This window comes from Niallia sp. Kr1 (genome assembly GCF_050389805.1).
Lineage (GTDB): Bacteria > Bacillota > Bacilli > Bacillales > Cytobacillaceae > Bacillus_BD.
This window is the reverse complement of record NZ_CP130945.1, coordinates 571208-593027: the sequence shown is the minus strand read 5'-3', so window position 1 is coordinate 593027 and position 21820 is coordinate 571208. Positions and strand designations below refer to the sequence as shown.

Annotated in this window: 20 protein-coding genes; 5 read left to right on the top strand and 15 right to left on the bottom strand. The window is 36.7% G+C overall.

All coding sequences use genetic code 11. The annotated features are described in order from the left end of the window. Positions 1–444 precede the first annotated feature (444 nt). Both Q5760_RS02925 and Q5760_RS02920 read right to left on the bottom strand, forming a co-directional pair. A complete protein-coding gene (locus tag Q5760_RS02925) occupies positions 445–1260 on the bottom strand; it encodes a methyl-accepting chemotaxis protein (RefSeq protein ID WP_428910784.1) in 816 nt (271 codons plus the stop codon). Then, positions 1247–2293 carry an EAL domain-containing protein gene (locus tag Q5760_RS02920; protein WP_428910783.1) on the bottom strand — a complete coding sequence of 349 codons (1047 nt, stop codon included), beginning with the start codon at positions 2291–2293 and terminating at the stop codon, positions 1247–1249. Before Q5760_RS02920 ends, Q5760_RS02925 begins: the two co-directional genes overlap by 14 nt. A gap of 184 nt (positions 2294–2477) precedes the next feature. On the opposite strand from Q5760_RS02920, the gene sda reads away from it, so the two are divergent. Next, on the top strand, positions 2478–2642 hold the full coding sequence (gene sda / locus Q5760_RS02915) for a sporulation histidine kinase inhibitor Sda (RefSeq protein ID WP_428910782.1): 165 nt from the start codon (positions 2478–2480) through the stop codon (positions 2640–2642). 86 nt (positions 2643–2728) lie between these two features. Here sda and Q5760_RS02910 read toward each other — a convergent pair whose 3' ends face one another. Both Q5760_RS02910 and Q5760_RS02905 read right to left on the bottom strand, forming a co-directional pair. After that, complete coding sequence (locus tag Q5760_RS02910; RefSeq protein WP_428910781.1) at positions 2729–3292, bottom strand: cupin domain-containing protein; 564 nt, start codon at positions 3290–3292, stop codon at positions 2729–2731. Positions 3293–3363: 71 nt separating this feature from the next. After that, positions 3364–3561: a hypothetical protein gene (locus Q5760_RS02905; RefSeq protein WP_428910780.1), complete on the bottom strand. Its 198-nt coding sequence runs from the start codon at positions 3559–3561 to the stop codon at positions 3364–3366. Between the two features lie 342 nt (positions 3562–3903). On the opposite strand from Q5760_RS02905, the gene Q5760_RS02900 reads away from it, so the two are divergent. After that, positions 3904–4239: a hypothetical protein gene (locus Q5760_RS02900; protein ID WP_428910779.1), complete on the top strand. Its 336-nt coding sequence runs from the start codon at positions 3904–3906 to the stop codon at positions 4237–4239. A gap of 259 nt (positions 4240–4498) precedes the next feature. Here Q5760_RS02900 and Q5760_RS02895 read toward each other — a convergent pair whose 3' ends face one another. The 3 genes from Q5760_RS02895 to shc form a co-directional block, all read right to left on the bottom strand. Further along, positions 4499–6784: an EAL domain-containing protein gene (locus tag Q5760_RS02895; protein ID WP_428910778.1), complete on the bottom strand. Its 2286-nt coding sequence runs from the start codon at positions 6782–6784 to the stop codon at positions 4499–4501. Positions 6785–7102: 318 nt separating this feature from the next. Beyond that, entirely contained in the window at positions 7103–7534 is a 432-nt protein-coding gene (locus Q5760_RS02890) for a hypothetical protein (protein ID WP_428910777.1), read from the bottom strand. A 216-nt stretch (positions 7535–7750) separates the two neighbouring features. Further along, positions 7751–9640 carry a squalene--hopene cyclase gene (gene shc, locus Q5760_RS02885; protein ID WP_428910776.1) on the bottom strand — a complete coding sequence of 630 codons (1890 nt, stop codon included), beginning with the start codon at positions 9638–9640 and terminating at the stop codon, positions 7751–7753. Between the two features lie 82 nt (positions 9641–9722). Here shc and Q5760_RS02880 point away from each other — a divergent pair, with 82 nt between their 5' ends. Further along, positions 9723–10862 carry a DUF2515 domain-containing protein gene (locus Q5760_RS02880; RefSeq protein ID WP_428910775.1) on the top strand — a complete coding sequence of 380 codons (1140 nt, stop codon included), beginning with the start codon at positions 9723–9725 and terminating at the stop codon, positions 10860–10862. 189 nt (positions 10863–11051) lie between these two features. Here the strand turns inward: Q5760_RS02880 and Q5760_RS02875 are convergent, their stop codons facing one another. The 3 genes from Q5760_RS02875 to Q5760_RS02865 all read right to left on the bottom strand — a co-directional run bounded on the left by Q5760_RS02875 (position 11052) and on the right by Q5760_RS02865 (position 14892). Then, positions 11052–11276 carry a phage holin gene (locus tag Q5760_RS02875; RefSeq protein ID WP_428910774.1) on the bottom strand — a complete coding sequence of 75 codons (225 nt, stop codon included), beginning with the start codon at positions 11274–11276 and terminating at the stop codon, positions 11052–11054. Positions 11277–11407: 131 nt separating this feature from the next. Beyond that, positions 11408–12358, bottom strand: coding sequence for a calcium/sodium antiporter (locus Q5760_RS02870; RefSeq protein ID WP_428910773.1), 951 nt, complete (start codon positions 12356–12358; stop codon positions 11408–11410). 272 nt (positions 12359–12630) lie between these two features. Next, positions 12631–14892 carry an ATP-binding cassette domain-containing protein gene (locus Q5760_RS02865; RefSeq protein WP_428910772.1) on the bottom strand — a complete coding sequence of 754 codons (2262 nt, stop codon included), beginning with the start codon at positions 14890–14892 and terminating at the stop codon, positions 12631–12633. 685 nt (positions 14893–15577) lie between these two features. Here Q5760_RS02865 and Q5760_RS02860 point away from each other — a divergent pair. Continuing rightward, positions 15578–15904 carry a hypothetical protein gene (locus Q5760_RS02860; RefSeq protein ID WP_428910771.1) on the top strand — a complete coding sequence of 109 codons (327 nt, stop codon included), beginning with the start codon at positions 15578–15580 and terminating at the stop codon, positions 15902–15904. Between the two features lie 54 nt (positions 15905–15958). Here Q5760_RS02860 and Q5760_RS02855 read toward each other — a convergent pair whose 3' ends face one another. The 5 genes from Q5760_RS02855 to Q5760_RS02835 all read right to left on the bottom strand — a co-directional run bounded on the left by Q5760_RS02855 (position 15959) and on the right by Q5760_RS02835 (position 20169). Then, entirely contained in the window at positions 15959–16156 is a 198-nt protein-coding gene (locus tag Q5760_RS02855; RefSeq protein WP_428910770.1) for a hypothetical protein, read from the bottom strand. An 82-nt stretch (positions 16157–16238) separates the two neighbouring features. Then, positions 16239–17534, bottom strand: a complete 1296-nt coding sequence (locus Q5760_RS02850; RefSeq protein ID WP_428910769.1) for a TRAP transporter large permease — start codon at positions 17532–17534, stop codon at positions 16239–16241. A gap of 85 nt (positions 17535–17619) precedes the next feature. Next, positions 17620–18099 carry a TRAP transporter small permease gene (locus Q5760_RS02845; RefSeq protein ID WP_428910768.1) on the bottom strand — a complete coding sequence of 160 codons (480 nt, stop codon included), beginning with the start codon at positions 18097–18099 and terminating at the stop codon, positions 17620–17622. Between the two features lie 73 nt (positions 18100–18172). Further along, positions 18173–19186, bottom strand: a complete 1014-nt coding sequence (locus tag Q5760_RS02840; protein WP_428910767.1) for a TRAP transporter substrate-binding protein — start codon at positions 19184–19186, stop codon at positions 18173–18175. A 32-nt stretch (positions 19187–19218) separates the two neighbouring features. After that, complete coding sequence (locus Q5760_RS02835; RefSeq protein WP_428910766.1) at positions 19219–20169, bottom strand: sugar kinase; 951 nt, start codon at positions 20167–20169, stop codon at positions 19219–19221. A 341-nt stretch (positions 20170–20510) separates the two neighbouring features. Between Q5760_RS02835 and Q5760_RS02830 the strand changes: the two genes are divergently transcribed. Beyond that, positions 20511–21530 carry a LacI family DNA-binding transcriptional regulator gene (locus tag Q5760_RS02830; RefSeq protein WP_428910765.1) on the top strand — a complete coding sequence of 340 codons (1020 nt, stop codon included), beginning with the start codon at positions 20511–20513 and terminating at the stop codon, positions 21528–21530. The last annotated feature ends 290 nt before the right edge of the window (positions 21531–21820 follow it).

Sequence of the window (21820 nt, the reverse complement as noted above, 5' to 3'; positions counted from 1 at the left end):
TTGTCCAGAGTGTATGTGACAACACATGAGGTGTTGATGAGAAACATGCTAACTCCATTAATTTACCATACTTACCATTTTAATGAAAATCATGAGATGAAAAGGATTGCAAACAATGAAACATCTAGTTCATTAAGTGAAGTAGTTCAGTTTTAATAACGATTGTCATCTTCAAATTGGCATGTTTATAGTAGTAATGTTCTTTATGTGTAATGAATTGGACACTCGTTCCGTTATTTGCAACAATCATTGTGATTTCACATTTTTATTGGACATATGTTCCTCTATTTATCTAAAAGATTGTTATTTTTTCGTCATTTTTATCAAATAGCGTACCCAGTGTCCGAAGGATCTCAAAAATCGATTTATTTATGATAATAACGTACTCAATGTCCTAAAAAGTTGAAACGAATGGAAACCGTGTTTCTATTTTGCCAGGATTCACTAAATCGTAACATTTTCAAATTCGTTAATCGCATTTTCAAAGCCAGTTTGTTTTTCCTTAACAAGGCTTTGTAGATTTTCTGTAATACCCTTTACTCTATTCACTTCTAAAATGATATTTTCTACATTATGATTGACTTGATTAATAGATTCTGCTGCATTTCCCGCTAATTTTCGGACTTCATCTGCTACCACTTTAAATCCTTTTCCATGTATACCCGCATGTGCCGCTTCAATTGCTGCATTGATAGCCAACATATTTGTTTGAGCTGAGATTTTTCGTATTAATTGTGAAACTTCTCTAATTAACTCTGTTTGTGTTTTTAACGATTGTAACGCTTCTGTTTGCTGAATTGAATTCTCTACCACCAAATCAACTAATTCTTCCGGCATTTCTTTTAATCTTGTCACAATCTCTTCTGTTCTGTTTTCTCGTTCTGTTATATCAGTCGCTATTTTTAAAACAGCCTCTACTTTTCCTTGTTCATTCGTGATTGGAATATAGGTTGCCTCAAGCCACACTAAACCACCCCTTTTATTAACCCTTTGAATTTTCTCCTGAAACTTAAAGCCGTTTTGAAGATTGTCCCATAACTCTCGATAACCTCTACTATAAACAAAATCGTTCTTACAAAATTGCCGATGTGACATATTTATCATTTCATCTGCCCTATAACCTAAGGCATTTGCAAAGTTCTCATTTACCCAGATGACTTCTTTATTGAGATTAAATTCAATCATAGCTAAATGGGTTTCTAATGCAGACAAAACAGCCTCTTTGTTTAATACTTGTGTGCTACTTTTAATTTTTTCCATGACTTACACCTACTTGTCCGTATTGATCCGCAAAATGATAAGACTGGCTATTTTGTATGATCCTAGGGGTTGGCTTCCCAAATAGATAACCTTGAAATAATTGATATCCCATTTTCCTTAACCATAAAAAATCGTCTATTTCTTCAATTCCTTCCGCGAGTGGGATGGCACCTGTTTCGGTTGCTGCTTCTAAAAAGTTCTTTGCACTTTCCTGTTTACGCTTATCCTTTGAAACTCCCTGTACATACTTCATATCTAGCTTCATATAATGAGGATTTAATTCCTTTAACACATCCATTGAACTAAATCCTTGTCCAACATCATCTAAAGCATATTTAAAGCCTTTTTCTTGATAGTACATCAATATACTTTTCAGATGTTCTAGATCTTCCACTTGTTCTGTTTCAACTACTTCAAATACAAAATTGGATGGATCTATACCAAGTTGTTGAGCAAGTTGAACCGTAGACCTCAGACAGTGTTCTGGGGAATAAATAGAAGTTGGGACAAAATTAATAAACACCTTCTGATTGATGAAACTAGATTGTTGTACGGCATTCAAACGGCAGACCCGATCTAATGAATACATTCTATTTCTGAGTTTAGCCGCTTTGAATGCTTCTATTGGTGGGATAGGGTTTCCTAGTTCATCAAAAAATCTGGATAAAACTTCATAGCCGTATACGTTTCCCTCAACATCAACGATTGGTTGGTAGTAACAAGTTACGAGTTGTTCACGAATCACTTTATCAATCCATTGCGATTGGAATAATTCATCAACTTCTATAATCGGTCTCCATTTTCCGTTGTCCACTCGAAAACGTATTAAACTTGTATCTAAATGATCCCGAAAAAATTCATACAACTCTACTATTCCTGCCTCTTTAATAAAAAAGGAAGTTTTCCTATCCAATATGAGCACCTTTTGTCTCTTTAAGTGTTGTACGATATCAGGAATGTAGGATTGATTACGCTCACCTTCAATTAATATTTCATATTCAAGCTCTGTTGGAAAACAATTCTTACAAGTCATCAATAACTCCTCCCTTTGTTTTATCATATAATTTTATAATCATTTTGTATAATATTTTATTCAATATATTATACAAACTTTTGACAAACGATAAAAACCTTGTTATAACTATTAATAATATTCCAATACACTTCGTTCCTAGATTTTCAGGGTAATAAGAATCAAATATAATGGGGTGATTATAATGACCATTAAAACCATGCCTACTAAACTTTTAATGGAAACGTATCGGAAGGCTTTACGCTACAAATTAGATCATACTTTTATAGATTTATTAGTTGAGGAAATTATACGAAGAGATATTTTAACAAATGTGAGCTATTCTTATAAAATCAAAAACAGAGTATAGAAGAAATTTCTATACTCTGTTTTTCCAAATAAACGGTATTTGATTAACAGACTTTTTTAATCCTGATATAAAAGAATATGTCTACCTTATTCTGCAGCCATAGCATCTGCTTTTGTTACATGAACAGTACCGAATGGATGATTAGGCGGAGCATAGATAGAGTACAGTTTTAATGGAGTATTTCCAGTATTAATCACATTGTGCCATGTCCCGGCAGGTACCATGATGGCTGAATCATCTGTAACATTTCGTTCAAAGGTTAACTGATGTTGACTCTTCCCCATTTGAACCATCCCTCGACCTTGTTCAATTCGTAGGAATTGATCAACATGTGGATGCATTTCTAATCCAATATCTTCACCAACATTGATGCTCATTAACGTCACTTGCAAATGGGCTCCGGTCCACAAAGCAGTTCGATACGTATTGTTTTGCTTTGATGCCTCATTAATATTAACAACAAATGGTCTCCGTCCATAATCTTTTAATAAAATACCTTGAGGAGAGTGAGAAGAATCATACCCGTTTAGTAACTCTCTCTCATCAGGGTAAGGCCAGTTACCGTTATGTCTTCCATAATCATACATAGGGGCATTGTTATAATAAGGATAGTGATATTGATTTGTATACCCATATGGGCTATAGTACATTTTCCTCAACCCTTCCACAGTTTTCCAAGTATCCTATGCACACCTCTTCTGAAGTTGCACGTTCTCATGATTTAATAAAAAAATGGATATCCACCAAAACCACCATAAGGATAACCATAGCCATAACCATAGCCATAAGGTGCAATTAATGCACTACCTAATAAACCTCCTAAAACTCCTCCAAGAAATGGTCCTCCAAATCCATACCCGAATGGTCTGCCAAATAGTCTGCTATCCTGAAAACGAGCATTAGGAATGCTGTAATTCATGATCTGATCCTCCTTCAATCGTAAATATCTCTTTCTCTTTACCCTATATAAGATATGCTACGTTTCCTTAGTTGAATAGGTAGAACCCCAATTTTATTAAAGTGTAATTAAGGAAAGGAATACATAAATCCTAATTATCAATAATAAAAAGGTTTTTTTATTAACTTTGGAAGGCTTTGGATTGATCATGTATTATGGACGAGTAATTATATAACCAGTACAACAACCGGAGGCGCAGAGGATCAAAAAGACGTACTTGCTAGGCTTCTGAAAAATCAAGAGGATATTGGAAATGCAATAAAACCAGTATACGGAGAAAAAGTCGGAAACAAACTTACCGATTTGCTTAAGGAGTATATTGTCATTGCGGGAAAGATTGTAGATGGAGCAAAAAACGGAAATGAAGCCTTGGTGAATAGACTAAACAAAGAATGGTATAGAAACGCTGATGAAATAGCAGATTTCCTTAGCAAAGCTAACCCCAACTTAAACAATAAAGATCTAAAAAACCTGCTGTATATGCATCTAAAATTAGTGACGAATGATTTAACTTCAAGCTTAGCAAAAGATTGGAATGGGAGAATTGTATCCATTGATAAAGGAGTAACACATATCATCCTAATGGCAGATATCATCTCCACGGCAGTCGTAAAGCAATTTCCGGATAAGTTTAAATAATAATCTTAAAAAAGCTTCAAAAAGGATATTCAACAGAAAGTTCCCTTTTTGAAGCTTTAATGATAGTCCACGTTCTTTTTTGTTTTTCTTTTTCTGGCTTAGTTTGATTACTCCCACAGCTGAAACTGCTGGCTTTCCCGTTCGGAAGGTTCTATTGGAACGACGATGAGTTGAATCGAATATCACGTATTCCAAATATTTTATAGAAAGGGCATAACGATATAATTGGCTCTTTCTTGAACCCATTCTAATTCGAACTTTACAACGCTACCTCAATGGTCCTCATATAATTCTCAAAGTCTCCCACTTTTAATGGCCTACTATAATAGTATCCCTGTCCAAGTATATACCCATCCTTACTTAGTTCATCAACATGTTCTTTTAGTTCGACCCCTTCTGCAATGACATTTAATCCAATTGAATGCGCTAAATTGATGATCGCTTTCGCAATTTCCTTACTTTCTTTATTGGTATGAATATCCTTCACAAACGATTGGTCGATTTTTAATGTATCAATTGGCAGCTCTTTAATATAACTTAGCGAACTATACCCTGTTCCAAAATCATCAACAGAAATATGGATGCCTAGTTTTTGAATTTCCTTTAAAATCGAAATTGTACTTTTAACATTTGCCAAGACACTTTCCGTTATCTCTAATTCAAGCCGTTGTGGATCTAATCCGGTTTCATATAATATGGTTTTAACCTTATCGACAAAATGTAAGTCTTCCAACTGACGAACTGAAACATTTACAGATAAGATTAATGGTGAGAAGCCTTTGTTTAGCCATTCGTATGTTTGTCGGCAACTTTCTCTTAGGATCCATTCTCCTAGCGGAACAATTAATCCCGTTTCTTCAGCTAATGGAATAAATTTCCCTGGAGGAATGATTCCTAGATTTGGATGATTCCATCTGACTAACGCCTCCATCCCTATTAACTCATTCGTGGACATGTTCATTTTAGGTTGATACTCTAAGTAGAATTGTTGCTCTTTGATTCCTTGTCTTAGTGCATTTTCGAGTAAACGACGCTCTAATGATTGATGTTCCATGAGTTGATCGAATATCATAAAATCATTTTTCCCGCGTTCTTTTACATAATAAAGTGCAGTGTCTGCATTCTTAATCAAATCTTCCGGGGTTTCCCCGTGACTAGGATAATGTGCCACGCCTATACTGCAGGTAAGTGAATATTCTTGACCGGATTTGTTTATTGGGTTTTGAAACTGAACTAACAGCCTTTGAGCAATTGTGACCGCATCCTCTTCATCTTGCACATCCTTTAACAGGACAACAAATTCATCTCCGCCAAGTCTAGCTACTATATCTGTTGGACGAATAACGGATCGGATCTTGTTAGCTGCTTCTTTTAGTACAAGATCTCCTGTATCATGTCCCCATTGATCATTAATGGGCTTAAAATTATCCAAATCAATAAAAAGTACAGATAGTTTAGACCCTGAAAATTTTCGGTCCATGACTTCACTGCGCAGCTGATTCATAAACGAACGTCGATTTGGAAGATTCGTCAAGGGATCATGAAATGCTAATTGATAAATGGCTTTTTCTCCTTCTTTTCGGTCACTTATATCACGCATGACAACCAATATTAAATCATTTTCATTTTTTGAAAAAGAATGATGGTTAATCGTGGTGATATTTGCCTCCACACTAATATCATATCCTTCATCATGAAGAAGGCGAAATTCACTCTGTAATTCCCTTTTGATCGTTCGGCTAGAATAAGTGATGATCTCTCTTCTAAAGACATCCTGGTCATCTTGATGGACTTTTTCAAAAAAATTACTATTTTGAAGTAAAGAAAGGTCATATCCTAACATCGTTTTAAAGGATGGAGTGGCATATTGAATGACTCCGCTCCTATTCATAATCAGAACCAGATCCGTTATATTTTCAGCAATCATCTCGTGAATATCACTGCTTATTGCTTCATGATCAAAAGAATTATTTTCTTCAATAGATTGCTTCTCTATACTGTGTGCATTAGATAAGTCACTGTTTATCTGATTTAATTCTAGTTCAACTTTAATTTTAACCTCTTTACCAACAAGTACACCGCCAGTTTCTAATGCCACATTCCAGAGGAGACCAAAATCTTCACGATTAATAGTGGCTTCTGATTCATAACCAAAAACCTCTACTCCCCATTGGTTTATAGCTTTACCACCGTACTCAACATCAAATGTTACTGGTTTCGTTATCCCTTTAATCGTCATATCACCTGTTACTTTATAACGACCCCCATTTTTTGTAATGTTAGTAGATTTAAAATCGATAGTTGGATAATTTTCAATATCAAAGAAGTCACATGACTTTATGTGTTTATCTCGTTCTTGGTTACGAGTGTTGATGCTGTTTCCCTCTAATTTGAATACAATCTTTGCATTTGTTAAATCCGTTAAATCTTCAGCTTCTATATCGACTGTATAGGAATCAAATTGTCCCCTTACCTTTGATATCATCATATGTGTCACTTCAAATCCAACTATGGAATGCGCTTGGTCTACCATCCATTTTCCCATCTTTAGCATCCTTTCTAATTCTTAAAATCTCAACCTATATTTAACCTCACAAATTAAAATAATATGAATTGATTTATTTTTAATTCAAAGTAATAATCTAAAAAAATAGCAACATTCCAACTCCAAGTAATTAGTTTCATAATATCCTATTGTTAGGATAAATAGTTTTTAAGAAAATAGCAACAAACAAATACATACATATGTTATTGCTCTGCTCAAACTACATTCCTACAATATAAAGCTACCTCTTCTCATTCAAAAAGAAAGTCTCGTTTAAGCTAAGGGATTAAACGAGATTTTCCATATTTAAAGGAATTTCTAGTATTTCATTTTTTCTTGAATCTTCATCATTAATAATCCATTTTCGTCTTTGGAAGTGATATCAACCTTTACCTTTCCTCTGTATCCTTTTTCAAAATAGCCAATAAGTATATGTTTTTGAGTATATCCTCTGTTATCTTGATAATACAGAATCAGGCTATTTTCGCTAAAATCTTCGCTTGGATTTATATTAAGTTCGTATATCTTACCTGCCTGAATTTCTGGTAGTACGATATCCTTACTGATCCCCTTACAGGTTATGCCTAAACCCTTTATGCTTTCGCTTGTACTATTTTTGATTTCGATATCAAAGCCTATTTGCTTGTTTGAATATATTTTAAAACTAATAAAGCCTATGATTATCATTAATATGACTATGAAACTAATAACAACTTTTCTTTTCCCCCTCACAGACTCTTCCCCCCTCATCCTATCTACAGTATATACTAATTTCTTCCAATTCTAATTCATTTATATTAAACCAAATGATTACTTAAAGAGAAGGTTTTTATTAAAAATAAATAATCCGTCACCACCCTTTTTGGGAATAACGGATTGTCTTATGGCATTCGGTCTGGCAGAGTCACCAGTTGTTGTTGTAGTATGCCTTATAGGTCGATGCAATATTCCGTACCTTTTGATGAATTAGCTTAAAAATTTATTTTGGTAGTGGGATAATGCAAGAAGTGGAAAAATATATCGGTAACTATGGTAGTGGATATAAAAAGCACCTGCCATTCCCTGCCCTTTTGGATAGTCTGTTGTCCAATCATATCGATCTAAATGATCTAGTAAATACTGTATTCCTCTTTTGATCGACTTTGTTGGTTGATCATGCGCTGCAATAAGCGCGTCAACAGCCCAAGCCGTATGGGTCAATGTACTTTGGTTCAAAGGGACATACTGCTTTTGACTATCACTTTTACAGGATTCTCCCCATCCGCCATCTTCATTTTGTATGTTTTCCAGCCATCTCACCCCATTCATCATCGCACGATGACTTGATAACATCCCAACTGCTTTTAATCCTGTGATGGCGGCCCATGTCCCGTAGATATAACAAATTCCCCAGCGACCATACCACGAACCATCTTGTTCCTGATGAACGAGAAGCCAATTAACTCCCTTTCGAATCACAAAATCATTCGTTGAGAGATTGGTATAATTGCCCAAAAACTCTAACGTTCTTCCAGTTAAATCAGCTGACGAGGGATCTGTAACAAGGTATTCTCCCCCATCAATTGGTAAAAGGGATAACAATGCACTGTTTGTATTTTTTTCAAAAGCAGGCCAGCCACCGTCATCATTTTGCATGGATAATACCCACCGAACCCCTCTTTCCCACGGGTTCTGTAAGCGAATGTCATTCGGTACCGTTTGCGCGATACTTTTTAATGAAGTGGTTGAGTCATCTACATCTGGATGGATTGTATTACGATCAGCAAATCCCCATCCCCCTGGGAACGCACTGGGATTATGAACAATCCAATCGCCATACTTCATATGCTGACGACTTATTAGGTAATCAATTGATTTTGTAATCGTAGGATCTGTTGGAGAGATGCCAGCAATCTGTAGGGTTGAATTAATTAAGGAAGTATTCCAAACTGTAGCTGTTGTATATTGCATATGTGTGTAGCCATTTATTTTACATTGCATGGATTTTAGTCCATCTACAGCTTTTAAGATAAGAGGATCCTTTTTTGAATAACCGAGTGATAATAGCGCATAAATCATTAAAAAGGTTGAGCTAAAATACGTTAGGAACGTACCATCTGGTTCAATACGGTTTACCATATACATCTTTGCCTGCTGCATTGCTTGTTGATGGAGGTGAGCAGGGTACCCCAGTAACCTTTTTATTCCATTGTGAATCTCAGAAAAAAGTGAGCGATATACTTCTCGGTTCCTAAACGTAAAGATGCGCTCATTTTCGTCTAGATTTCTGCTCATCAAATCGTTTAATTCCCATTTATTATGTTCTTTTAAGCTGAATTTTTGTTGAGCTAAAATCATAATGGGGACTAAATTGGCTCTTCCATATGCCGAAAAATCATATAGATTGATTGGAAAGGTTGGAGGCAACAGCATCAGTTCAATGGGAATGGGGAAAAATGAAGGCCATTTGATGTGACCGGTTATAGCTAACATGATCTTTGTTAACGTATGTGATTTTTTCATACCCCCATGAGTTAAAATAAAGCGTTTGGCTGCAATCAATCTAGGATCAGTTTTCTCAAGAAGCCCTGAATACAAAAGGGCGACATACGCCTCCAATGTGGCTGATAGATTTCCGTCCCCTTCATCATAGAATAATTTCCATGCTCCATTTTTCTCCTGTTTACTTAAAATCCGTTCAGTCAAACTCTTTATTAAATTTTCATCATGAATATCTAATGACTTTAATAAAATGATCATATAACTATCTGTTGAGATTCCAATTTCAAATGGATAATTCCATGAACCATCGGGAGACTGTTCACTTCTAAGCTTATCAACGATTTGCTTGATGCCGTTTATCACTCCACTATTCATATTTAGCCACCCTCTCCCTAATAAAATGATCCTTACTATTCATATTCATTTTAAGGAAAGACATTCATGGAGGAGGAGCCCCATGGTTTTTAAATTCATCACGAACAAACAGCACCCCCTCTCTAAATCGCAAAAAACCATAAAAAGAATGTTACTCAGTAAAGAACTAGTTGCTAAAAGGGAGCTCTCTGTAGATGATTTGAAACTTATAAAAAAAATTAAAAATGAAACGGCTTTATTAAATAAAAATAATGTAACAAGAACTTTAGGCTATTTGGACTTTTATATCCGTCACCCCGAAATCCATTGGGCATTTTTAGCACATATGGTCTCAAGGAATGGAGGTTGGAATATGACGGATTTAAAAGGTGGATTCCTAACAAAATTATTTACTAAAAAAGAATCCCAAGCCTTTTTCAATTTTTTAGAACGGGGAAATTGGTTAATTTTTCAGGATGCATATCCGCAATTGTTAGTCTACGAGGAAAGCAAAAGAAAGAGGACCAACCTGTTCTACTTACTTCCGCATTTACATATCTCTTTCTTTATGGAAACGATTTGGAATTATTTTTGGAGGGAACCTGACAAACGGTTACTAACGATTGCCTTAATCATTAATGAACAAAACTATATAGAAAAACGGGTGGTGCAAAATTCTGCTTTTCAAAAGAATGTGCTGAATACATTAGAGTTTACGTTACAGGATATCCTTGCGTTAAATCATATTCTCTTTCCCTATGAAGCAAATGGAGGAATCCAATTAATTGGCCAAACCGTACATCATTTTAACAGTTTGCATGAGAGAATTCTTTTAGGAAAGCGATTATATTCAGTTTTGTTTCATGATTTAGAAAGGCTGCATTCTATTGAGAAATGGGCAAAGGAGTACCCTCATTCGGGTTCAAGAATGGATTATTGGCCACAACTCTTTCATTATGTAAACGAAGAAGTCCCAGGGATTAACCTAACCCCCAGAATTATATCCTGTTCTATTCCCCCTAGATCTCCTCGAATTTATAGCCCAAAACTAGAATACTCTTGGAAAGATCAGAAACATGATCCTGCAGAACGTGGAGATTGGTATAAGGATTGGAAAATTATTCATACCCTAACTGCTTCACATGATCATGTGGATGGAGAGATCAAGGATGACTATTGTAAAACCCTCGAAAAACTCGAACTTGCCACCATTACAAAGAAAGTCCTTTCCCCCTTCCAGTAAATTTAACATCAACTATTTACTAGCAACGATGATCGTATACTTTCTTTTTACTCTTTATGAATGGGTTCTATCAATGGCTAAATAGGAATAGATGAGCGAATCTATTCCTATTTAGTATTCCTATGGCTGTACGTTCCGAAGAAAACGAAGTAATCTAATGGGGGATAATCCTATAAGTTTCGTGTGGGCTTATTTGGTTAATCCTTCTTTTTGGAGTACTTCTTTTTGTTTCTTGCCTTTTGCCGTTATATAGTTATTTTTAAACCAAGTCCAAATGCTAACAATCATGGTTAACCCCAGTGCGATTTCTTCCTCACTTAAAAACGGAATTGTATTCAATCCTGCCTTTTCTAACCAAACATTCCCCCACACTAAAACAAGTGAAACCGTCCGTACGACTGTTCCATTATCCATCATATCCAACCTCCTCAAGATTATCTATTCACCAATGAGGTTGTTTAGAACTTTGAAACATGGGGACGGTTCTCACCGTTTCATTTTGAAGGATAATAGTTAACCAGTTGAATTATTAATAAATTTCCATATTAATTTCTAATGATTATGTAAATCATGTAGACAATGTAGGATGCAGCTAACAATCCACCTTCTATTCTCCCTACTTTATAATTGGATCTTGAAAAAACGAGTAAAATTACGGTCAATATAACCATCAAAAGGATATCTGTGAAGATTTTATGATCAACCGAGAGCGGAGATATAACAGACGATACTCCAAGTACAAATAAAATATTAAAAATATTGCTTCCAACAATATTTCCTAAAGCAATTTCGCTCTCTTTTTTTATGGCTGCTGTGATAGAAGTCATTAACTCAGGTAACGACGTACCGACTGCAACAATGGTTAAACCCACAAGAGTTTCACTCATTCCAAACGAAAGAGCAATATCTGTCGCGCTACTGACAACGAACTCTCCACCGAAAATAATGGCTGCTAGCCCCCCAACTGTCAAAAGGATATTTTTTCCCATTGGGGCTTTTGCTTGATTAACGGGTTCCTTTTGGTCACGGCCCTTTCTAGCAATTTCAAAAACATAGTAAAGGAAGATGGAAAAGAACAGTAAAAAGATAATCCCGTCACTTCTGGTTAGGAAATTTTCATTGAATCCCTGCAGACTACTATCACTTATCAGAATAAATAATGCGACGCTAGCCAGTAATGTAAAGGGAATTTCCTTTCTAATGGTTTCACTCTCGACCTTTAATGGGAAAATGAGTGCGGTCATTCCGACAACAAATGTTATATTGAAAATATTACTTCCAACAACGTTCCCAATGGAAACACCCGCATTATCTTCCAATGCTGCAAAAATACTTACCGTTGCCTCCGGAGAACTCGTCCCAAACGCTACAATCGTTAACCCAACTAGTAAAGGGGATACCCGAAGGGACATTGCAATCTTTGACGCCCCTTCCACAAAAAAATCTGCTCCTTTAATCAGCAAAGCAAAACCTAGAATTAACAAAATATAAGTCATATCTATACCTCTTTCTTACCTACTTACATTTATTATCCCTCACGACCCTTCTTCGAATACACATGAAACACGGGGACGGTTCTCGCGTTTCATTTTTGGGCTAATTTGGGTCCGCCCAACTGAATGCATCCCCTGAAGTATAGAAATTGTCCTCTAATCCCCCGAATAGTCCTGAAAAGATGATTCGTATATACAAAAGAACCTAAGTCATAGGATTAGGCTCTAGTTTACTTATATATATTCTAATTCGCATGAAGAAATGACCATGAATGTTATCTTACTCCATCCTTCAACCATTTCGCTGTCAATGTGTCTGCATGTAACATCTCTTCTGGTGTACCTTCAAATATGATTTGTCCGCCTTGTTTCCCTCCTCCTGGACCTAATTCGATTACCCAATCGCTCGCCGCTATAAAGTCTTGGTTGTGTTCGATGATAATGACTGAATTCCCTTTGTTTACGAGATTTTGAAAGACATCTAGGAGTTTCTCGTTATCCTCTATATGTAGTCCCAAGGATGGTTCGTCTAAAAGATAGATTTGTCCTTCTTTTTGTAAATGGCTTGCCAGTTTTAGGCGTTGGGCTTCTCCTCCGCTTAGGGAACTTGTCGTCTGTCCTAAGGTTAGATAGCCTAATCCTACGTCTTTCAGCTTTTGCACTCTTTTTATAATTTTTGGTGCTTTAAAATAGTTCATTGCCTCGTCTATCGTTAAATCTAAAATCTCTACGATATTTTTCTCTTGATATCGATAGGAAAGTGCTTCATTTGAATATCTCGTTCCGCCACATGCTTCACAAGGAACGGTTACCGGATCTGCAAAGGCTACATCTGGCGTGAAGACTCCTTTTCCTCTACAGACTGGACATGCTCCTAAAGAGTTAAAACTAAACAAACCTGCCCGTTGTCCAGTTTCTTTTGAAAAGATTGTGCGAATATCATCCATAATTCCCATGTAGGTGGCTAAGGTCGAACGATTGGAGATTCCAATGCTGCCATGACCCACTATGATGGTTTCTGGATATCTTTTAGCAAAAGCTTCTAACATTAAAGTACTTTTACCTGAACCGGAGACCCCACATATAGACACTAAGACATTTTTAGGAATATTTACGCTTATGTTTTTTAAGTTATTGTTAGTTGCTCTATCTATTGTAAAAAAACTGTTGATTTCCCTTGGATTTTGATTGATTTTTAGCTTGTGATTTAATGCTAATGCGGTCGGAGAGTTCTTAAGTCCTTCTAATTTACCTTGATAGACCACTTCTCCTCCGTTTACACCCGCTCCCGGTCCCATTTCTATAATTTCATCCGCTACTTTTATGACAGATAGATCGTGTTCGATGACGATTACCGTATTATGCTGGTCTTTTATTCCTTTTAGCATCCCTATTAATAGATCAACTTCCTCAGGATGGAGTCCAGCACTTGGTTCATCAAAAATGTATGTAATATTGTTTAAACTGCTCCCTAGATGTCGAGCGATTTTTACCCGTTGAGCTTCACCTCCGGACAGCGTCCCCATTTTTCTAGATAAACTCAAATATCCTAATCCCATGTCCACTAATTGTTTTACATGGGGGATGGCTTGTTGGGCGATTGATTCACCCATCGGATCTTTAATGTCCCTTAGTTCTTCAAGTAATTCGGTAAGTTCTAGTTGGTCGTACTCTGCGATATTGAGACTATTGATTTTACATTCTAATACTTTTGGGTTTAGTCCTGAACCTTGGCAGGTAGGGCACAATGATTGTGTTGTTACGGCTAATACGTCATCCTGAGTTACTTCTTTTAACTTTGAGACATCTCGATTGATATAAAGGCGCGTAAATCGAGGCAGTAATCCATCCCATTCATGAGGCTGAGGTCCGTTTTTTGTATGAAACGGTGCATAAATTTTTTCACCATCCCGAGGACCATATAAAAACAGATGGAGCTTTTCCTCTGAGTATTCCTTTATCGGCAAATCCGGATCGAATAATCCACCAGTCATCATCCATCTCCCTTGCCAACCTGAAGGTGATAATGGCTTGAATTTCACGGCATATTCCCGAAGTGACTTATCGAAATCGACCATCTTATTTAGGTCTGGCGCAATCACCTCCCCATATCCACCACATTTTGGACATCTCCCAAAGGAACTTTGGCTCGAAAAATCGGTTGCCGAACCAATCGATGGCTTTCCAATTCTCGAGAATAAAAGTCTAATTAATGGGTGTATATCCATATAGGTGCCTACTGTTGAACGGGTATTGCCGCTTATCGGTCTTTGCTCTACTACAATAACTGGGCTTAAGTTTTTCATAAGATCGGCGTGTGGTCTTTCGTACCTTGGCATTTGATTTCGAACATACGCCGGATAGTTCATCGTCATTTGCCTTCGACTTTCTGTTGCTAAAGTATCAAAAACGACAGAGCTCTTACCTGAGCCTGAAAGACCTGTAAATACGATGAATTTTTCCTTGGGCAGGTTTAAATCTATATTTTTTAAATTATTTTCTTTGAGTCCTCTTAAAATAATCTCATCTTTTGACATTTTTTCATCCTCCTTTCTGGTTGGAAATGGATATGTGTTATTTCGGATACTCGTTTTACGTTAGTTTATAAGAGATATGAGAAATAGCCTAATCAACTCGATTAGGCACTCGTTTATAAGAATATATTCTAGATGATATGTATAACCGACTTAACCTGTATATTTTCTACACCATTATAAACTATTTGTTCTACACACTCTAATTAATCAGAGTGTATAGAGTAAAACATGAGTTCAGGAGAATTTTCCACCTTCGAATTACCTTAATGAATAGGATCCATACCAAAACTAGTAAATCGCCTCTATTGGCGGGAAGAAGCGTTGATGTGCTGATTTTTTTTCAAACATGCACCCGTTTTTATCCAAAATTGAAGTTGAGGGATTCGTGTTGAGAATTACCGTTCACTTAAAGAAAACTTAGTTTAAGCATTTAGATTAGGTCTAATTTACTATCATTATTGATAGGCTAAATGAATATATATATTTTGGAAAAATTGATTGATTTTATTTCAATGGGGATAATCTTTATTTACGTCTATCCAGTTAATATTTGAAGGGGGTAACAAACGAAAACTTCTGTGCAGCCAATGAATATAAACATAGTTTTAATAGATTAGATTAAACACTTTAGAATTCCTACTCCTAACAAATTAATAAAACTATATTCGAAAAAGGTGAATAAGATTTGGCAAAGTCCTGGTTGAATGGTAATGTCCTCATCCGTATGATTGTCTCATTTGTTTTATCTTATTTTTTATTTCCTTTTTTGTATACATTTATTTTTAATGAACAACCTTATTTCTTTTCCCCTGTACTAATTTTCCCGATCCTTTATGGGATTGTGGGAATGGTTGTTTATAAATCTAGTTTAAAAGATTTCGTAAATGATTTAAAACTAGGATTAAAAGTATTGGTACCCGGATTAGTTTTTTCGCTTTATATTTCTGGTAGTATACTCTATTTGTTAACATTTTATTGGATCGCTATTAAGAAAAATAGTATAGAAAATTAATTAATAACTGATTAGTTCTCTAATTTTTTATAATATCTATAAAAAGTCTTTCATTTAAATCAAATTTGCGATGGTCATTTTTAGGATTTTTGGATATTGTCTAGATGAGAATTCCTTGGGTGGTATCGTCATATCCTCTTCATAGAAGTTTTCAAATCTTGCTATAGCAAAGTGGGGCAAATCTTCACTAATCGCAAGTAATTCACCGGTTATGTTTTGCGAGATGGGGACAACTTTTAATTGTAGATTCAAGCGCCGTTTGGTAATAGCGAAAGCAACACGCTGGATCCATATGGAAAAGCTGCCACATTTTTGTGACAGCTCTTCGTTAAATCTATAAACCTAGCAATCTAGGTAGCAATAGTGAGATTTCAGGAATAAACGTTACTAAAAGTAGCGCAACAATAATGGCTCCGTAGAATGGTAATAGGGATTTAATGACATCTTCTAATTCTAGTTTTGCTACACTAGCACCGGCAAATAACGCACTACCAACCGGAGGAGTAATATTACCAACACATAGGTTCATTACTAACATGATACCGAAGTGAACAGGATCCATGCCAAAACCAGTAACAATTGGTAAGAAAATCGGTGTAAAAATAAGGATGGCTGGTGTAATATCCATAAATGTTCCAACAAGCAGTAAGAAAAGGTTGATAATTAATAGAATAATAATTGGATTTGACGAAATTCCCATCAAGGCGTCACTAATCATTTGCGGGATGCCGGTGTACGACATTACCCATGACATCACTCCGGAAGCTGCAACAAGGAGCATAATCATACAAGTAAGGATAACGGATTCAGTCAAAATTTTTGGAAGATCCTTCACCTTTATGTTCTTATATGCGAATGATAAAATCAGTGAGTAAACAACCGCGATGGCGGCTGCTTCGGTAGCCGTAAAGATACCCGCTAAAATACCTCCAATCACGATGACAATCAGCATTAAACTTGGGATGGCATCCCAGAAGGTTTTAAGAGCGATCTTGAATGTAACCCGTTCGCTTAATGGATATTTATTACGCTTGGCAATAAACATGGCAACAACCATACATAATAATCCCCATAAAATCCCTGGCAGATAACCCGCGATAAACAAAGCTGCAATCGATGTTCCACCGCTGGCAAGAGAAAAAATGATTAACGATTGGCTTGGAGGGATCAATAATCCAGTTGGTGCAGAAGCGATATTGGCAGCTGCTGAAAATCTAGGATCATAACCTTCCTTTTTTTCCATCGGTCCCATCACACCGCCGATCGCAATTGCAGAAGCGACTGATGATCCGGAAATTGAACCGAATAACATATTCCCAACAATATTGGTGCTTGCTAAGGAACCAGGCATTCTTCCGACAAGCACTTTAGCGAAATTGACAAGACGTTCCGCAATTCCACCGTTCGTCATCAAGATTCCGGCCAGAATAAAGAAAGGAACCGCTAATAATGAAAAGTTATCAATACTTGTTACAAGTTTTTGCGCTGCTACAAAGATGGACAGGTCAAACGGTAGCTGTGTCAGGATTGTTGCAATAGAAGCGATTGCAATACTAATCGAAATCGGAACTCTTAAAATGAGTAATAGTAGAAAGACAATTAATAGGACTAGACCTGATTGAACGGCCATAAGGGTCACTCCTTTTTTGTATCGGAATTAGGCGAAAAGACTTCCATTCTTAGGCGATGTAGACGGAAGTATCCATCAATGGGAATTACTTTGTTTCTGCTGACTGCTTATTCTTTTTTGTTAACCCTGCAAGATTAAAGGCAGAATAGAACAAGAACAGTCCTCCTCCGACAGGAAGGCTTAGATAGTAATACTGCATTGGCATTTGTAATGCAGGAGAAACTTGTCCTACTGCATTTTGAACTGTATTCATCCCACCCATGATTAACATGACAATGGCAAAGATCATCACACTTGCTTCAACAAACAAGGCAATGAGCGGTTGGATTTTTTCAGGAAACTTTCGGGCGATAAAAACAATCGCTAAATGCTGGTTCTTTCCATAAACATAAGCTCCGCCGACCATTGTTAACCAAATAAGACCATATCGCAACATTTCTTCTGTTACTATACTAGGCGATTGCAAAACAAATCGGGTAAATACTTGCCAAACGGCGATAATCACCATGAAAGCCAATAACGAACCCGTAAGAATTTCTGTTATTCTATCAATAACCACTTTCATCGATATTTCCCTCTCCTTCAGGTCTCCAAACAATCATGCTAATCAACTGGTAAGAGACCGTTGTTTAAATTCCTTATTTCACATAGCTTTGAAAATCATCAAAATATCTTGCATTATCTTCATTTTTTGCTTTGAACTGTTCATGCAAAGGCTTAGCGGCATCAATAAACGGCTGTTTATCGATTTGATAGAATTGGACGCCCATATCTTCTGCTTCTTTTGTTGCTTCGATAACGGCTTTTTCCCATCGAACTTTATGACTTTCCGCAGACTCTACCGCAGATTCAATAATCACGTCCTTTTGTTCATCTGTTAAGCCTTCCCATGCCTCTGTACTCATAATCAAGACATCTGGCACATATTGGTGCTCTGTATACGTATAAGCTTTCGCTACTTCACCGTGTTTATTTGATGTTAGACCCATTTCATTATTTTCGGCACCATCAATAATTCCTTGCTGCAGGGACGTGTATACTTCACCAAAGGCCATTGGTGTTGGTGATCCCCCCATTGCTTTGATCATAGAAATGGATGTCGGGCTCTCCTGAACACGAATTTTCATCCCTTTCATATCCTCAGTAGATTCCACTTTTGTGTTAGCTGTATAAATACTTCTTTGTCCTCCGCTGTACCAGCCGATCGCAAACCAGCCTTGATCTTTTGTTTTTGTAAAAATATCATGAACCGCTTCACTGTTTTCCATTACATTATAGTAATGCTCTTCGCTTTGGAATACATATGGAAGTGAAAAGATGGAATAGCTTTTTTCAAAGCCTTCTAATGCACTGGCACTAACTTTTGCCATTTGAAGAGTACCCGATTTCACAAGCTCGATAACATCACGTTCACCGCCTAATAGTCCATTTGCGGCAACTTTTACCTCAACCTCTTGTCCGGATTTTTCATTTGCTAATTGGGCAAATTCCCGTAAAGAAGGAGTAACAGGATGTTCTTCTGGATGATTGGAAGCAAGGTGTAATGTGACTTTTTCGTTTCCGGCAGCCCCGATGGTGTTGTTGCATGCAGATAGCAAAGATAACGATAGCACTCCAACAGCTGCGGCTGATACGATTTTTCTTAAGTTCACGGAAATTCCTCCTAAAGTTAAATTCTTTGATTCTATCGTTCAATGAACTCAGTTTCACCTAAAAATGCTCGGACATCTTCTAGATAAGGAAGACCTTCATTATCTCCTTTTACACTGATGACCATTGCTCCAACTGCATTGGCAAAGTGAAGCGCTTTCTCAAACGACTGCCCTCTTAAAAGGCTTGTTACAAACCCAGCGCCAAATCCATCGCCGGCACCTACTGTATCCACGACCGCTCGTGCTTTCACCGGGGGCATGTGATAAATTTGTGTGCCATCTGATCCTGTCGAACCATCTGCACCTTTTTTAATGACAACCTTGGAGATGCCAATGTCATGGAATTTCTTTATATAGTTTTCTACAGAATCCCTTCCAAGAATCATTTCTGCCTCTTCTTCACCCGTTAATAATAGGTCAACATCCGGCAAAATTTCGTGAATAAATGTTTTTGCTTCTTCCTTTGACCATAATTTCAAACGAATATTCGGATCAAACGAAACGAGTAAACCGGTTTTCTTCGCCATTTTGACTGCTTTTTTAATGATTGCGCAGTTATTATCACTTATCGAAGGAAAGACTCCAGTTATATGCAATAGTTTTGCCTTTCGAAAATATTCCTCACGTAAATCGCTTTCTACCATCGTAGAGGTCGGTGATTTATCGCGATAATAAAAGGATCTTCCATTCCCATCTTCGAATATTTCTTTGAAATAAACGGAGGTTGGGTAATTAGTGACCAGCTCAACCTCTGAGGTGTCAATGCCCTCTCCTTTAGCACAATATAATATATATCTTCCAAATTCATCATTGCCGAGTCGGCTAATCCATCCTGTCTTTAAACCCAGTCGGGAACAGCCGATCGCAAAGTTAAGTTCAGCTCCGCCTATTTTTCTTTCATACATTTGCGAGAAACGAAGAGGACCCTTGGAAACCGGATTCATTGATATCATTCCATCGCCTATCGTAATAACGTCAAGCATAATGTGCACCACCTTTATCACTTAAATACTAGTATGCTACTAAATCGGTTTATGATTACATTGTATGCGCTTTCGTAAGCGATTACAATAGATAAATAAAAATATTTTTCTTTTTTATTGGAAAATGTACTAATTTCTACACATATTCAAGGTTTTGACACCATCTACTTTAATTATATTTGCAGGTTTTAATAGATTTACTAAACCGTTTAGTCTATTATTGTTATTGTAAGATGACGGTTCTATAATGAAAATTAGAATTAACAAGGTTAATTAGATAAAAGAAAGTTAGATAGAAGGTAGTCTACGATCTTATAAAACTTTCGTGGAGGGTTTGTTCTATGACAAAAACTAAAGCGGTTACAATTGGGGATGTCGCAAAAAATGCAGGTGTATCGAAAAGCACCGTTTCCCAATTTTTAAATAAAAGATATGAATATATGAGCCAAAGTACAAGGGAGAAAATTGAAAAGGTTATTGAAGAAATGAATTTCCAACCAAATCTCTTTGCCAGCAATTTAAAAAAGCAAAAAACCAAATTAGTTGGGATTATTGTGGCCAATATCCGCCACGTACTTTCAACCGAAGTGATTCGAGTTATTGAGCAGAGACTGCAACAAGAGGGAATCCAAGTCATTATATGTAATGCCGATGACGACCCTGTGAAGGAAATCGCCTATATTCAGATGTTGGCGGGAAGAAGCGTTGATGGGCTGATTATTTTTCCAACAGGCACCAATCATGCCGAATACAGCCGTTTAATCAACCATGAAACTCCTGTTGTGTTTATGGATCGAAAGATTGAGGGAATTCTTGTAGATACAGTCTTGCTCGATAACGAAGCAGCTTCTTTTTTGGCTGTCTCTACTTTAGTGGAGCGAGGCAGGACTCGAATTGCGATGCTGACACAACCGGTCTATCATCATATTTCCCCGCGAATTGAGCGGATTGAAGGGTATAAAAAGGCACTGGCGTTTCATAATTCAAATTCTGACTATGATTACCCTGAACTTCTGCGTTCCAATTCCCTTTCAGGGCTAAAAGAAGATCTAGAACAATTGTTTCTTTCTGATGAAAAGCCAAATGGCATCATTGCCGGAAACGACTTAGTCTTAAAGGAAGTACTCAGCTTTTTAAAGGAAAAAGGAATTTCCATTCCTAATGAAGTGGCTGTCATCAGCATTGATGATGTTTCCTATGCAGATATTTATCAGCCCTCTTTAACAACCATTGCACAGCCAATTAATGAAATGGGATTAAAGGCGGCCGGGATTATTTTAAGCCAAATTCAAGGAAATCATTCAAATGTACCCGTCGTATATCGTTTTTCTCCAGAATTGAAGTTGAGGGATTCATGTTGATGAAACATGGGGACGGTTCTCGTGTTTCATTTTTTGTTGTCTAGCTAAGAGGATGGCTTGAAGCAGAGATTTTCCCCTACGCTCCCTTTGACTTTTGTTTCGTATAAGAAAAAGCACCTAATCATTGTGATTAGGCACTATTTTACCTGAAGATATATGCTAGATGATGCCGACAACCGATTATCCTGTATAAATTCTGAATGATTTTGGAGATTTAGTTTTATACAGCGAGTTTAATAATTTAGGTTCATTCAGAGCTACTCCCATGGATATGGTTGATGGTCTGATCA

Bases quoted from the DNA above. Each gene is read 5' to 3' on its own strand.
- Q5760_RS02925 (WP_428910784.1), bottom strand. From the start codon at position 1,260: ATGGAAAAAATTAAAAGTAGCACACAAGTATTAAACAAAGAGGCTGTT.
- Q5760_RS02920 (WP_428910783.1), bottom strand. From the start codon at position 2,293: ATGACTTGTAAGAATTGTTTTCCAACAGAGCTTGAATATGAAATATTA.
- sda (WP_428910782.1), top strand. From the start codon at position 2,478: ATGACCATTAAAACCATGCCTACTAAACTTTTAATGGAAACGTATCGG.
- Q5760_RS02910 (WP_428910781.1), bottom strand. From the start codon at position 3,292: ATGTACTATAGCCCATATGGGTATACAAATCAATATCACTATCCTTAT.
- Q5760_RS02905 (WP_428910780.1), bottom strand. From the start codon at position 3,561: ATGAATTACAGCATTCCTAATGCTCGTTTTCAGGATAGCAGACTATTT.
- Q5760_RS02895 (WP_428910778.1), bottom strand. From the start codon at position 6,784: ATGGGAAAATGGATGGTAGACCAAGCGCATTCCATAGTTGGATTTGAA.
- Q5760_RS02890 (WP_428910777.1), bottom strand. From the start codon at position 7,534: ATGAGGGGGGAAGAGTCTGTGAGGGGGAAAAGAAAAGTTGTTATTAGT.
- shc (WP_428910776.1), bottom strand. From the start codon at position 9,640: ATGAATAGTGGAGTGATAAACGGCATCAAGCAAATCGTTGATAAGCTT.
- Q5760_RS02880 (WP_428910775.1), top strand. From the start codon at position 9,723: ATGGTTTTTAAATTCATCACGAACAAACAGCACCCCCTCTCTAAATCG.
- Q5760_RS02875 (WP_428910774.1), bottom strand. From the start codon at position 11,276: ATGGATAATGGAACAGTCGTACGGACGGTTTCACTTGTTTTAGTGTGG.
- Q5760_RS02870 (WP_428910773.1), bottom strand. From the start codon at position 12,358: ATGACTTATATTTTGTTAATTCTAGGTTTTGCTTTGCTGATTAAAGGA.
- Q5760_RS02865 (WP_428910772.1), bottom strand. From the start codon at position 14,892: ATGTCAAAAGATGAGATTATTTTAAGAGGACTCAAAGAAAATAATTTA.
- Q5760_RS02850 (WP_428910769.1), bottom strand. From the start codon at position 17,534: ATGGCCGTTCAATCAGGTCTAGTCCTATTAATTGTCTTTCTACTATTA.
- Q5760_RS02845 (WP_428910768.1), bottom strand. From the start codon at position 18,099: ATGAAAGTGGTTATTGATAGAATAACAGAAATTCTTACGGGTTCGTTA.
- Q5760_RS02835 (WP_428910766.1), bottom strand. From the start codon at position 20,169: ATGCTTGACGTTATTACGATAGGCGATGGAATGATATCAATGAATCCG.
- Q5760_RS02830 (WP_428910765.1), top strand. From the start codon at position 20,511: ATGACAAAAACTAAAGCGGTTACAATTGGGGATGTCGCAAAAAATGCA.